The sequence below is a fragment of the Actimicrobium sp. CCC2.4 genome (assembly GCF_034347385.1).
In the GTDB taxonomy this organism is placed as follows: Bacteria; Pseudomonadota; Gammaproteobacteria; order Burkholderiales; family Burkholderiaceae_D; genus Actimicrobium.
The window spans coordinates 904964-918755 of the sequence record NZ_CP133777.1 but is presented as its reverse complement, the minus strand read 5'-3'; the positions used below and the strand labels follow the sequence as shown (position 1 = coordinate 918755).

Here is a 13792-nt window from a genome sequence, read left to right as displayed (position 1 = left end):
ACAATTAAATCGCGTACCGGCGTGCACCGATCCATCGGAGCACACCGGCGACACAGCAGAAGATCAGTCCGCCTGCTTGCGCAGGAAGGCCGGGATGTCGTAGGTTTCCATGCCATTCTTTTCCAGCGCGCGCACGGTTTCCGAGGCCGACTCGCGACGCCAGACTGCCGGTGCTTTCAAGCCTTCGAACGAGGCCGAATTTTTGCCATTGCCATTGCCGTTACCCATGGCCGAACCGCTTGCCATGCCGGAGTTGATGGCAGCGTGACCGATCATCGGCTCGTTGTGGGTACCGGTGCGCAGCATAGGCGTAGGCACCAGTTGCACGTTCTTGCGGGCACGGCCGAGGCCGGTGGCGACCACGGTGACGCGGATATCGTCGCCCATCGAATCGTCATACGCGATGCCTTGCGCGATCGACGCATCAGCTGCTGCAAAAGCGCGCACGGTGGCCATGACTTCCTTAATTTCCTTGCCCTTGAGGTTGCGGCTGGCAGTGACATTGACCAGCACGCCGCGCGCGCCAGACAGGTCGATGCCGTCCAGCAGCGGCGAGGCCACAGCTTGCTCGGCGGCGATCCGTGCACGGTCCACGCCGGAGGCGGTGGCGGTACCCATCATCGCCTTGCCCTGCTCGCCCATGATGGTCTTGACGTCGTTGAAGTCGACGTTGATATGACCCGGCACGTTGATGATCTCGGCAATCCCGGCGACGGCATTGTTGAGCACATCGTCGGCATGCTGCAGCCACTCGATCATGCTGTCGTCTTCGTAAATCTCTTCGAGCTTTTCATTGAGGATGATGATCAGCGAATCGACATGCTGCGACAGCGCTTCGAGGCCTTCGTCGGCGATGTCCATGCACTTCTGGCCTTCGTACGAAAACGGCTTCGAGACCACCGCCACCGTCAGTGCGCCCTGTTCCTTGGCGATCTGCGCGATGATCGGTGCGGCACCGGTACCGGTACCGCCGCCCATGCCGGCCGCGATGAAGACCATGTGCGCGCCGCGCAGTGCGTCTTCGATGCGACCGCGCGATTCTTCGGCCAGCTGGCGACCGACGGCCGGCTTCATGCCCGCGCCCAGACCGGTCTCGCCGATCTGGATCACGTTGTGGGCTTTCGAGTTCTTCAATGCTTGCGCATCGGTATTGGCAGCGATGAACTCGACGCCGGAGACGCCTTTGTTGATCATGTGTTGCACCGCATTGCCACCGGCACCACCGATGCCGACGACCTTGATCACGGTACCCAGTGAAGCATTTTCAAGCAGTTCGATTTCCATGGTGTTTCCTTAAAGGGTAGGCAGTTGTCAGTCGCTAGGCATCACGTACTGGGTGACGACTAGCAACTGCTAGCTGCGAGGTAATTCAAAAATGAGACTTTTCAACAGACAGCTTTTGCACTGCACGTTCAACAACCAAATCGGCTTCATGTAACGGACGTCAATGAACAACTGCGTCCTCAAAAATTCCCCAAAAACCATTCCTTCATCCGATGCCAGACCGCCCTCACCGAGCCATCCTGGCGCGTGACGATATTGCCTCGCAAATACTGTTTCTTTGCCTCGAGCAGCAAGCCCAGCACGGTCGCGTAACGCGGACTGCGCACCACGTCGGCCAGTTGCCCGCTGTATTCCGGCGTGCCCAGGCGCGCCGGTTTCAGGAAGATGTCTTCGGCCAGTTCGACCATGCCCGGCATCATCGCCGAGCCGCCGGTCAGCACGATGCCCGACGACAGCACTTCCTCGTAACCGGATTCGCGCACCACCTGGTGCACCAGCGCGAACAACTCTTCGATGCGCGGTTCGATCACGGCGGCTAGCGCCTGGCGCGACAGATTGCGCGGACCGCGATCACCCAGCCCCGGCACTTCCAGCGTTTCGCCCGGATCAGCCAGCACCTGCTTGGCGACGCCGTAGCGCAGCTTGATTTCTTCGGCTTCTGCTGTCGGCGTGCGCAAGGCCATCGCGATATCGTTGGTGATCTGGTCACCGGCGATCGGGATCACGGCGGTATGGCGGATCGCGCCTTCGGTGAAGATCGCCACGTCGGTGGTACCGCCGCCGATATCGATCAGGACCACGCCGAGTTCTTTTTCATCGGGCGTCAGCACCGCATCGGCCGAGGCCATCGGTTGCAGAATCAGGTCGGACACTTCCAGACCGCAACGGCGCACGCACTTGACGATGTTCTGTACCGCCGACACCGCACCGGTGACGATGTGCACTTTCACTTCGAGCCGGATGCCGCTCATGCCGATCGGCTCGCGCACATCTTCCTGGTTATCGACGATGAATTCCTGCGGCACCGTGTGCAGCAATTGCTGGTCGGTCGGGATGTTGACGGCCTTCGCAGTTTCGATCACGCGGGCCACGTCGGCGGCGGTGACTTCCTTGTCCTTGATGGCGACCATGCCGCTCGAATTGAAGCTGCGGATATGGCTGCCGGCGATGCCGGTGTAGACATTGCGGATCTTGCAGTCGGCCATCAGCTCGGCTTCTTCTAGCGCGCGCTGTATCGATTCGACGGTCGCTTCGATATTGACGACCACACCCTTCTTGAGGCCCTTCGATTCGTGCTGGCCCAGGCCGATGACTTCATGCCTGCCATTCGGCATCACTTCCGCGACCACGGCCACCACTTTCGAGGTACCGATATCGAGTCCGACGATCAGATTCTTTGCGTCTTTTGTCATGTTGTTCTGCTTGCCGTGATAGTGATGTGGGTAATGTGTGTCATGCCGTTGTGGGTGAAGGAATTCATTTTTTGCGCGCCGGCCCGCCCTTGAGGGCACCGACCACCAGCCCGCTGGCTTTGAGTGCCATACCGTTCGGATAGCGCAAGTCCACCCTGTCGATGCGGTCCTGCAAACGGGCCACCAGTTGCGGATAAATGCCGATCAGACGTGCCACCCGATCCTGCAAAGTCGTCTTGCTCTGTTCGCGCCCGAGTTCGACCGTCATGCCGTTATTGAGTTTGACCGACCAGGCATAGCGGCTCGACAAGGTCAGGGCTTCCGGTGCGAGGTTGACGACGGCGAACCAGGCCTGCAGATCCGCAAAACGGGCCACGACTTCCTTTTCGCTGCCGGCCGGACCGCTGAACTCGGGCAAGGGGCCGTTCTCTTCGGCCTCGGCCAGGTTCGCGGTGAAGACATCGCCGGCCACGGACAGCAAGCGGCCTTCGTCGCCCCAGGTGCCCAGCGGTTCATGTTCTTCGAGGGTGACGACCAAGCGGTTCGGCCATTCGCGCCGCACGCTCGCCTTGCGTACCCACGGCACTGCTTCAAAGGCCTGCCGTACCGTGTTCAGGTTGGCCGTGAAAAAATTCCCGCGGATGCGCGGCAGCGCGGTGGCCTTGATCGTCAGGGCATTGACACGCGCCAGCTGCACATCGGCGATGCCATCGACGCGGATCACCTTCAGCGTAAACATCGGCCGTTGCGCCATCCACCAGACGCCCGAGGCGAGCAGCGCCAGCAGCAGCGCGCCTAGCAGCGTATTGGCAGTTGCGTTGAGCAGTTTGATGTCTTGCCACATGGTCGGGTCGGGTCGTTTCTGCTTAGGTTGAAGAAGGAATGGCGTTGTACAAACGGGCCGTCGACAAAATCTCGACGCACAAATCTTCGTAGCTGATGCCGGCCGCCTTGGCTGCCATCGGCACCAGCGAGTGGCTGGTCATGCCGGGCGAGGTGTTGACTTCGAGCAGGAACGGCGCGTCGTCGCCGGTGCGCAGCATGATGTCGACGCGGCCCCAGCCGGTACAACCGACCGCATTGAAGGCGCGTACCGCGATGTCCTGCAGCGTCGCGGTGACGTCATCAGACAGCGGTGCGGGGCACAGATAGACCGTGTCGTCGCTGAAGTATTTGTGCTCGTAATCGTAGTTGCCGTCGGGCGCACGGATCTCGACGATAGGCAGCGCCCGTGCGCCATGGCCGGAACCGAGCACCGGGATCGTGATCTCGCGTCCGCGGATGAATTCTTCTGCCAGCACGATGCTGTCGTACTGTGCGCACAGCGCAAAGCCGGTGTGCATGTCGGCGTCGACGACGACCTTGGCGATGCCGATGGTCGAACCTTCGTGCGGCGCTTTGAGCATCAGCGGCAGGCCGAGTTCTTGCGGCACTTCATCGAGCACGTCGGCCGGGGTCTGCGCATCAAGCACCAGAAAACGCGGCGTCGGCAAATCGTGGCTGAGCCAGATGCGCTTGGTCATGACCTTGTCGATACCGATTGCCGAGGCCATCACGCCGGAGCCGGTGTACGCAATGCCGAGCAATTCGAGTGCGCCTTGCAGCGTGCCGTCTTCACCGAAGCGGCCATGCAGCGCAATGAAAACGCGGTCGAACTGTTCGGTGGCCAGCTCAGCCAGCGAGCGCTCGGCCGGATCGAACGGATGTGCGTCGATGCCCTTGCTGCGTAATGCCGCCAGCACGCCATTGCCTGACATCAGTGAGACTTCGCGCTCGGCCGAACGGCCGCCGAGTAGGACGCCGACCTTGCCGAATTGTGTGTTGGGAGTGCTCATGCGGCTTCCTGTGCTGAAAATTGCATCAATTTGGCGGGTACGCCACTGATCGATCCGGCCCCCATCGTGATGACCACATCGCCGTCGCGCAGCATGTTCATGATGGTCTCGGGCATGTCGGCAATTACTTCGACGAACACCGGTTCGACCTTGCCGGCGACGCGCAAGGCATGCGCCAGCGCGCGGCCATCGGCGGCGACTATCGGCTGTTCGCCGGCGGCGTACACCTCGGCCAGCACCAGCGCATCGGTGCTCGAGAGCACCTTGACGAAGTCTTCGAACAGGTCGCGCGTGCGGGTATAGCGATGCGGCTGGAATGCCAGCACCAGCCGGCGACCCGGATACGCGCCGCGCGCTGCCGACAGCGTGGCAGCGGTTTCGACCGGATGATGGCCGTAGTCATCGACCAGCGCAAAGCTACCGCCAGGCTTGCCGTCGCGCCCGGCAAAGGCGATTTCGCCGTAGCGGGTGAAGCGGCGGCCGACACCATTGAATTCGGCCAGCGCCTTTTGCGTGTCGCCATCCGCCACGCTCAGTTCGCGCGCAATCGCAATCGCTGCGCAGGCGTTCTGGACGTTGTGCATGCCGGGCTGGTTCAGGCTGATCGGCAGTGGCGGATAGCCGTCCTGGATCACGGTGAACTGCATCAGCCCACCGACGGCGCGGGCATCGACGGCGCGGACATCGGCTTCTTCGTGGAAGCCATAGGTCATGATCGGCTTGGCAATGCGCGGCATGATTTCGCGCACATGGACATCATCAAGACACAGCACGGCGATGCCGTAGAACGGCAGGCGCAGCGTGAAGTCGACGAAGGCTTGCTTGAGCTTGTTGAAGTCATGCTCGTAAGTTTCCATATGATCGGCATCGATGTTGGTGATGACCTCGATGACCGGTGACAGGTTCAGGAAAGACGCATCGGATTCATCGGCTTCGGCCACGATGAAGTCGCCGGCACCAAGCTTGGCATTGGCACCGGCGCTGGTCAGACGTCCGCCGATGACGAAGGTCGGATCGAGTCCGCCCTGCGCCAGCACGCTGGCCACCAGACTGGTAGTGGTGGTCTTGCCGTGCGTGCCGGCGATCGCGATGCCGCGCTTGAGGCGCATCAGTTCGGCCAGCATCAGGGCGCGTGGCACGATAGGGATGTGCCGCTCGCGCCCGGCCACGACTTCGGGATTGTCTTCCTTGACCGCCGTCGAAGTAACGATGGCATCGGCACCGTCGATGTAGGCGGCAGCATGCCCGAGCATCACGCAGGCACCGAGGTCAGACAACCGTTTGGTCGCGGCATTGCTGCCCAGGTCGGATCCCGAAATCGTGTAGCCGAGGTTGAGCAGCACTTCGGCGATGCCGCTCATGCCGCTGCCACCGATGCCGACGAAATGGATGTGTTTGACTTTATGTTTCATGGTTTGGCGAGTCCTTCGAGGACGGCGGCAATCGCGTCGTTGGCGTCGCGCCGTCCGTTGTCATGGGCTGCCTGCGCCATCGTCGCGCACTGCGCGCGCGTGAGGGAGGCGAGCAGCCCGGCTAATTGTTCGGGGTGCATCTCGGCTTGCGGCAGATGGATCGCCGCTTGCTGGTTGGCCATCCAGCGCGCGTTGTCGCGCTGGTGCGTGGTGGTCGAGGCCAGCAGCGGCACCAGCACGCTGGCAACGCCGGCAGCGGTCAGTTCCGACAGCGTGATCGCGCCGGCGCGGCAGATCACCAGATCAGCCCCGGCGTAACGACGCGGCATGTCATCGATGAAGGCGACCACATCAGCGTCGACGCCGGCGTTGGCATAGGCGGCGGTCAGCGCGGTGATGTGCTGCTTGCCGGATTGATGCGTAATATGCGGCCGCGTGTCGGCCGGCATCAGCGCCAGCGCTGCCGGCAGGCAATCGTTAAGGGTTTTGGCACCGAGACTGCCGCCGACCACCAGCAATTGCAGCGGCCCGCTGCGGCCGGCATAGCGCGCCGCCGGCAACGGCAGTTGCAGGATTTCGGCACGCACCGGATTACCGGTGACGGTGGCCTTGCCGGCAGCACGGCCGAAGTCGGCCGGAAAGCCGAACAGCACGCGACTGGCCAGCGGCACCAGTGCTTTGTTCGACAGTAGCAGCGCGGCATCGGCATTGAGCAGCACCAGCGGCACACCGCGCAAGCGCGCCATCGCACCACCCGGCACGGTCACGTAACCGCCCATGCCGAGCACGACATCGGGCTTGCGCCGCCCGAGGATGCCGAAACAGGTAAAAAAACTCGCGGCCAGTTTCAGTGCGCCGCGCAACGTGTGCTGCCAGCCTTTGCCGCGCAAGCCGCTGAAAGCGATGCGGTCCATCGCGATGCCGTGGGCCGGGACCAGCTCGTTTTCCATGCCGTGTTCGGTGCCTAGCCAGCTGACTTCCCAGCCGCGCGCTTGCATCGTGTCGGCAATCGCCAGGCCCGGAAAAATATGGCCACCGGTACCGGCTGCCATGATCAGCAGTTTTTTCATGGGCGGCCTCCGCGCATGCGCAGGCGATTTTCATAATCGATGCGTAGCAGGATGGCCAGGCCGACACAATTGATCAGCACGCCGGAACCGCCGTAGCTCATCAGCGGCAAAGTCAGACCCTTGGTCGGCAGCAAACCGAGATTGACGCCCATGTTGACGAAGGTCTGTACGCCGATCCAGATACCGATGCCTTTGGCGGTCAGGCCAGCAAAGGTCAGGTCGATCGCAATGGCCTGGCGGCCGATGTCGAACGCGCGCTTGATGATCCAGTAAAACATCACGACCACCGCCAGCACACCGACAAAACCGAGTTCCTCACCGATCACGGCGAGCAGGAAATCGGTATGCGCTTCGGGCAGGTAATGCAGTTTTTCGACGCTGCCACCGAGGCCGACGCCGAACAGTTCTCCGCGTCCGAACGCGATCAGCGAATGCGATAACTGGTAAGCCTTGCCGAGCGCATTCTCTTCGGCCCACGGATTGAGGTAGGCAAAAATCCGCTCGCGCCGCCATGGCGACAGCATGATTACCAGGCTGAAGGTCGCCACCAGCGTCGCGCCGATACCGCCGAACCAGACACCGTTGATGCCGCCCAAAAACAGGATACCCATCGCGATGCAGACAATCACGCCGAACGCGCCCAGGTCGGGTTCGAGCAGCAGCAACAGCCCGACCAGTCCGACTGCGCCTGCCATCGGCAGAAAACCCTTGGTCAGCTTGTGCATGAATTGCTGCTTGCGCACCGTGTAGTCGGCCGCGTACAGCACCACGAACAGCTTCATCAGTTCGGACGGTTGGATGTTGAAGACCCGGAACGACAACCAGCGGCGCGCGCCATTGACGCCTTTGCCGATGCCCGGGATCAGCACCAGCAGCAACAGGATCAGGGTGCCGACGAACAGGTAGGGCGCGAGTTTTTGCCAGTCTTCGATCTTGACGCGGAAAGTCAGCAGGCCGGCGATCAGCGAAATGACGATGAAACTGGCCTGCCGGATCAGGAAATGGGCGTTCGAGTACTGCGCGTACTTGCGCGAATCGGGCAGCGAAATCGAGGCCGAATACACCATCACCATGCCGAGCAACATCAGCAACAGCACGACCCAGACCAGCGGCTGGTCGTAGGTCGACATCGTCGAGCGCTGCGACAAGGTCTTGCCGGGCTGGGCCGGATCGAAGCTGCGGGCGCCGAGTTTCATAGCATCACCTCGCCGCGCGACAGGGCCAGTTCGCGCACCGCGTCGACGAAGACTTCAGCGCGATGGGCGTAATTGCGGAACATGTCGAGGCTGGCGCAGGCCGGCGACAGCAGCACGGCGTCGCCCGCCTGCGCCAGCGCTGCGGCGCGTTCAACGGCCTGTTCCAGCGAAGCGCAATCGAGTAGCTCGACCTGACCGATGTGGCCGGTCAGCGCAGCGCGGATCGCGTCGGCATCCTTGCCGATGAGCAGCACGGCCCGCACATGCTTCGCCACCGGCGCGGCCAGCGGCGTGAAATCCTGGCCCTTGCCGTCGCCACCGGCAATCAGTACCAGCTTGCCCTGCTGCTGCAGGCCCAGGCCGGTCAGTGCGGCGACGGTGGCACCGACATTGGTGCCCTTGCTGTCATCGAAATAGGTCACGCCAGCCAGCGTGGTGACCAGCTCGACCCGGTGCGGCTCGCCGTGATAGTCGCGCAGGCCATGCAGCAACGGTGCCAGCGGCAGTCCGATCGCGCGGCACAAGGCCAGCGCGGCGAGCGCATTGAGAGCATTGTGCTGACCACGGATTTTCAGCGCATCGGCCGGCATCAGGCGCTTGCTGCTGACGGCGCGGACTTCGGCCGGACCGCGTTTGGTGACCTTCTTTTCGGCCTCGGCTTCGATCGCCACGGCCAGCCATTGCATGCCGTTTTCATTCTGCAGACCGAAGCAGTCCGGTGACAGCGCTTCATCGCTGCCGAACGTCACCGGCGCGGTGCCGGTCGACGCCAGCTGCATCACGGCCGCGTCATCGCGGTTGAGCACGCGGATCGTATCGGTGCCGAAGATGCGCGCCTTGTCGGCCACGTAGCAAGCCATGTCGCCATGCCAGTCGAGATGGTCCTGCGTGATGTTGAGCACGGTGGCGACATCGGCTTGCAAGCTGTGCGTGGTGTGCAGCTGGAAGCTCGACAACTCGAGCACCCAGGCTTGCGGCAGGCTGTCGCTGACCAGGCACTGACGCAAGACATCAAGCGCCGACGGGCTGATGTTGCCGGCCATCTGCACGGCGAGGCCGGCGCGTTCGCACAGCAATCCGGTCAGGCTGGTGACGGTGGTCTTGCCGTTGGTACCGGTGATGGCGATCAGTTTTGGCGCATAGCTGCGCTCCTCGCGCAATGCCGCGAGGGCTTGCGCAAACAGTTCGATCTCGCCCCACAACGGGATCGCTTGTTGCGCAGCAGCGGCACCGATGACAGCCAGTTCGCGCTGTGGTGCCAGGCCGGGACTGACTGCAACGAAGTCGATCTGATCGAGCAATTCTGCAGTGAATACGCCGGCGCGGAAGTCGGCCTCCGGCAACGCGGCGCGCAAGGCGGCCAGCCGCTCCGGCGCGGCACGGGTATCGGCCACGCGCACCCGTGCGCCGCAGCGCGCGAGCCACAATGCCATTGCCAGTCCCGACTCACCGAGCCCGAGTACCAGTACCTGTTTGCCGGCGTAATTCATTGATGCTCAGGTGCCTTTCATGATCAGCGGAGTTTCAGGGTCGACAGGCCGAACAGCACCAGCATCATCGTGATGATCCAGAAGCGGATCACGACCTGCGTTTCTTTCCAGCCTTTTTGTTCGAAATGGTGGTGCAGCGGGGCCATCAGCAGGACCCGCCTGCCGACGCCGAAGCGTTTTTTGGTGTACTTGAAATACAGCACCTGCACCATCACCGAGACGGTCTCGACAACGAAGATGCCGCCCATGATGAAGAGCACGATTTCCTGGCGGACGATGACGGCGATGGTGCCCAGCGCAGCGCCAAGCGCCAGCGCGCCGACGTCACCCATGAACACTTGCGCCGGGTGCGCGTTGTACCAGAGGAAGGCCAGTCCGGCACCCGCCATCGCGCCACAGAAAATCAGCAGTTCGCCGGCACCCGGAATGTGCGGAATGAACAGATATTTGGAGTACGACGCGCTACCGGTCAGGTAGGCAAACACGCCCAGCGCGGTGCCGACCATCACGGTCGGCATGATGGCCAGGCCATCGAGGCCATCAGTCAGGTTGACGGCATTGCTGGTGCCGACAATGACGAAGTAGGTCAGCGCAATGAAACCCCAGACGCCGAGCGGATAGCTGATGGTCTTGAAGAACGGCACGATCAGGTCGGCCTTAGGCGGTAAATCCATGCTGAAGCCGGACTGCACCCACGCGACAAACAGGTCCCAGAACTGGGCCGTGCTTGGTGCCGACACCGAGAACGCCAGATACAGTGCAGCGACGATGCCGATCAGCGATTGCCAGAAATATTTTTCACGCGAGGGCATGCCTTCGGGATCTTTGTAGACCACCTTGCGGTAATCATCGAACCAGCCGATCGCGCCGAAACCCAGCGTGACGATCAGCACCGGCCAGATGAAACGGTTGCTCCAGTCCGCCCACAGCAGTGTCGAAATCCCGATTGATATCAGGATCAGTACGCCGCCCATGGTGGGTGTGCCATTCTTGACCAGGTGCGTCTGCGGACCATCGTGGCGCACCGACTGGCCCACCTTCAGGCGCGCCAGCATGCGGATCACGGCCGGACCGGCGATCAGGCCGATGGCCAGTGCCGTCATCGTCGCAAAGGCCGCGCGGAACGTGATGAAGTTAAAGACCCGCAGGGGGCCAATATATTCCTGAAAATATTGGGCGAGCCAAAGCAGCATGTCAGTGTGTTTCCTGTGCAGGTTGACCGGTCAGGTGGCGGACCACACGTTCCATTTGCATGAAGCGCGAGCCTTTCACGAGTACGGTGGTGTCGGGTGTAGCGATCGCATCAAGCGCCAGCTGCAAGGCCTCGATGTCATTGAAATGTCTGGCATGCGCGCCGAACGCGCTGCCGCTGTGCCGGGCCAGCTGACCCAGCGTGAACAAGTGCTGGATGCCACGGCCACGCGCATAGGCACCGACTTCTTCGTGGTATTGGCGTCCGTCGTTGCCGACCTCGCCCATGTCGCCCAGTACCAGCACGCGCGGTGACGGTGCCTGCGCCAGGACCTCGATGGCGGCGCGCACCGAATCCGGATTGGCATTGTAGGTATCGTCGATGACTTGCGCACCGCTGGCGGCTTGCTTGCGCTGCAGCCGTCCATTGACCGGCGCGAACGCGGCCAGTCCGCGCACGATGGCGTCGATGCCGATGCCGATGCCGAGCGCACAGGCGATTGCAGCCAGCGCGTTACGCACGTTGTGCTGACCGGCGGCATCGACCTTGACCGCGAAGGTCCGCCCGCCGGCACGCACTTGCAATTCGCTGCCGAAGCCGTCGGCTTTCCAGGAGCAGCTGACATCAGCGTCGTCGCTCAATCCGAACGTCATCACCTTGCGCTGGCCGATGGCGGTGGCCAGGCCGCGCCACAGCGGCGCGTACGGATCATCGGCCGGAAAGACGGCGATGCCGTTGGCGGGCAGCGCACTGATGACGGCACCGTTTTCTTTGGCCACCGCTTCGACGCTGACCATGAATTCCTGGTGTTCGCGCTGGGCATTGTTGACCAGCCCGAGCGTCGGCTGGGCAATCATCGATAACTGGGCGATTTCGCCGGGATGGTTCATGCCGAGTTCGATGACGGCAGCGCGGCAACCGGCATGCAGGCGCAGTACCGTCAGCGGTACGCCGATGTCATTGTTGAAGTTGCCGCGTGTGGCCAGAAAATGCTCGGCTCCGAGTGCCGTACCGAGGATGGCGGCCAGCATTTCCTTGACCGTGGTTTTGCCGTTGCTGCCGGTGACGCCAATGACCGGCAACGAAAACTGTCGTCGCCAGTGACGCGCGATGGCACCCAATGCGATGCGGGTATCGGGCACGATCAGCGCAGGAATTTGCAGGTCGTCCGGCACCCGCTCGACCACGATCGCTGCGACGCCGCGGGCCGCCAGTCCGCCCATGAAATCGTGGGCATCGAAATTTTCGCCGCGCAGCGCGACGAACAGACTGCCGGCCGGTGCCGTGCGGCTGTCGGTCGAAATGCCATCAAAACTGGCGTCGCCGTTGGTGCGGGCACCGGCCAGCCAGGGCTGCAGATCGGCTAGCGTGGATTTCATGACCGGCCTCCCTTGTGAGTCGCGCGCGTGGCCAGTGCCAGAGCGGCATGGTCGGCGTCGAGGAAGGGTAATTTCTTGCCGCGGATTTCCTGGTAATTTTCGTGGCCTTTGCCGGCCAGCAGGATCACGTCGGCATTCCCGGCATGACGCACGGCCCACAGGATGGCAGCTGCGCGGTCTTCGATGACCAGCGGCACGGCATGGCTGTCAGCGCGATCGTCGGTACCTTGCAGCGTTTGGGCAATGATGTCGGCGGCGACTTCGCTGCGCGGATTGTCGCTGGTGATGATGACCTCGTCGGCGGCCAATGCAGCCAGTCCCATTTGCGGTCGCTTGCCGGGATCGCGGTCGCCGCCGCAACCAAAGACGCACCAGAGCTTGCCATGGCGCTGCGCGGCAACCTGCTGCAGCGCGGCCAGGGTTTTGTCGAGCGCGTCGGGCGTGTGGGCGTAATCAATGACGACCAGCGGCGCATCCTGGCCACCGAATTGCTGCATGCGACCGGGCACGGCGGTCAAGGTTTCGATGGCATCGACGATCGCACGCAACGGGTGACCCTGCGCCAGCAACACGCCGATGATGCCAAGCACATTGCTGACATTGAAACTACCCACGAGGCGGGTGCGCACCAGCATCGTGCCGGCTGCCGTGATCACCTGGAAACTGGTGCCGGCATGACTGCTGCGGATGTCGCCTGCACCCAGGACGGTGATGCCGGCCGGCTGCGTCCCGGTCAGCGTGTACCCGGTCAGCGCCAGTTGCGGTGCGCTGCGCTGCAGGTGTGCCAGCAGGCGCAGGCCCATCGCATCATCGAGGTTGAGCACCGCATGCTGCAGGCCGGACTGGTCAAACAACGCTGTCTTGGCGGCTTCGTAGGTAGCCATGTCGCCGTGATAATCGAGATGATCGCGAGTGAAATTGGTGAACAGCGCCACGTGCACCGGCAGGCCATTGAGGCGTCCCTGATCGAGTCCGATTGATGAGGCTTCGATGGCCAACGCAGTTGCGCCGGCGCGGCGCAGGTCGCGCAAGCGACGCTGCAGCAGGATCGCATCGGGCGTGGTGTAGCCGGTTTCGGCGAGCCGGTCGACGCTGCCGCGCCGGAACAATCCGGTTCCCAGCGTGCCGATCACGGCACATGGCCCGGTCAGATGCGACAGCGCGGCCGCCAGCCACTGACTGCAGGAAGTCTTGCCGTTGGTGCCGGTCACCGCCGCCGTGAACAGACCGGCATCAGCCTGGCCGTACCACAGCACGGCAACGTGGCCGGCGCGCGCCTTCAGGCCGGCCACGGCCAGCAGCGGAAAATCAGCCGCGCCGTGCCAGACCAGGCCATCCGCTTCGCACACAACGGCCACGGCACCGCGCTCGATGGCGTCATCGATGAAGCGACGGCCATCGGCGGCATCGCCCGGGTAAGCAAAAAACACGTCACCGGCGACGATGCTGCGCGAGTCGGACGACAGCTCGGCCGCGGGTGCTGTGGCACGTAACCAGTCAACAATGTGCTCCGGGGTCATGT

The 13792-nt window shown here is 62.8% G+C and carries 11 protein-coding genes; all 11 read right to left on the bottom strand.

Features of this window, described 5'->3' with window-relative positions; all coding sequences use genetic code 11:
- Nucleotides 1-63 precede the first annotated feature (63 nt).
- The 11 genes from ftsZ to RHM62_RS04310 all read right to left on the bottom strand — a co-directional run bounded on the left by ftsZ (nucleotide 64) and on the right by RHM62_RS04310 (nucleotide 13790).
- Nucleotides 64-1284, bottom strand: a complete 1221-nt coding sequence (ftsZ, locus tag RHM62_RS04360) for a cell division protein FtsZ (protein ID WP_322124341.1) — start codon at nucleotides 1282-1284, stop codon at nucleotides 64-66.
- Nucleotides 1285-1463: 179 nt separating this feature from the next.
- Nucleotides 1464-2696 carry a cell division protein FtsA gene (gene ftsA, locus RHM62_RS04355; protein WP_322124340.1) on the bottom strand — a complete coding sequence of 411 codons (1233 nt, stop codon included), beginning with the start codon at nucleotides 2694-2696 and terminating at the stop codon, nucleotides 1464-1466.
- 64 nt (nucleotides 2697-2760) lie between these two features.
- Nucleotides 2761-3540: a cell division protein FtsQ/DivIB gene (locus tag RHM62_RS04350; protein ID WP_322124339.1), complete on the bottom strand. Its 780-nt coding sequence runs from the start codon at nucleotides 3538-3540 to the stop codon at nucleotides 2761-2763.
- 22 nt (nucleotides 3541-3562) lie between these two features.
- Nucleotides 3563-4531, bottom strand: a complete 969-nt coding sequence (locus tag RHM62_RS04345; RefSeq protein WP_322124338.1) for a D-alanine--D-alanine ligase — start codon at nucleotides 4529-4531, stop codon at nucleotides 3563-3565.
- Entirely contained in the window at nucleotides 4528-5943 is a 1416-nt protein-coding gene (gene murC, locus RHM62_RS04340) for a UDP-N-acetylmuramate--L-alanine ligase (protein WP_322124337.1), read from the bottom strand. The genes RHM62_RS04345 and murC overlap by 4 nt, the downstream gene beginning before the upstream one ends.
- Nucleotides 5940-7013: an undecaprenyldiphospho-muramoylpentapeptide beta-N-acetylglucosaminyltransferase gene (gene murG / locus RHM62_RS04335; protein ID WP_322124336.1), complete on the bottom strand. Its 1074-nt coding sequence runs from the start codon at nucleotides 7011-7013 to the stop codon at nucleotides 5940-5942. The genes murC and murG overlap by 4 nt, the downstream gene beginning before the upstream one ends.
- Nucleotides 7010-8209 carry a putative lipid II flippase FtsW gene (ftsW, locus tag RHM62_RS04330; protein WP_322124335.1) on the bottom strand — a complete coding sequence of 400 codons (1200 nt, stop codon included), beginning with the start codon at nucleotides 8207-8209 and terminating at the stop codon, nucleotides 7010-7012. Before ftsW ends, murG begins: the two co-directional genes overlap by 4 nt.
- Nucleotides 8206-9699 carry a UDP-N-acetylmuramoyl-L-alanine--D-glutamate ligase gene (murD, locus tag RHM62_RS04325; RefSeq protein ID WP_322124334.1) on the bottom strand — a complete coding sequence of 498 codons (1494 nt, stop codon included), beginning with the start codon at nucleotides 9697-9699 and terminating at the stop codon, nucleotides 8206-8208. Before murD ends, ftsW begins: the two co-directional genes overlap by 4 nt.
- 23 nt (nucleotides 9700-9722) lie before the next feature.
- Entirely contained in the window at nucleotides 9723-10892 is a 1170-nt protein-coding gene (gene mraY / locus RHM62_RS04320) for a phospho-N-acetylmuramoyl-pentapeptide-transferase (RefSeq protein WP_322124333.1), read from the bottom strand.
- 1 nt (nucleotide 10893) lies between these two features.
- A complete protein-coding gene (locus RHM62_RS04315; protein ID WP_322124332.1) occupies nucleotides 10894-12270 on the bottom strand; it encodes a UDP-N-acetylmuramoyl-tripeptide--D-alanyl-D-alanine ligase in 1377 nt (458 codons plus the stop codon).
- Nucleotides 12267-13790 (bottom strand): UDP-N-acetylmuramoyl-L-alanyl-D-glutamate--2,6-diaminopimelate ligase, encoded by a 1524-nt coding sequence (locus RHM62_RS04310; protein WP_322125316.1) that lies wholly within the window; start codon nucleotides 13788-13790, stop codon nucleotides 12267-12269. The genes RHM62_RS04315 and RHM62_RS04310 overlap by 4 nt, the downstream gene beginning before the upstream one ends.
- Nucleotides 13791-13792: the final 2 nt, after the last annotated feature.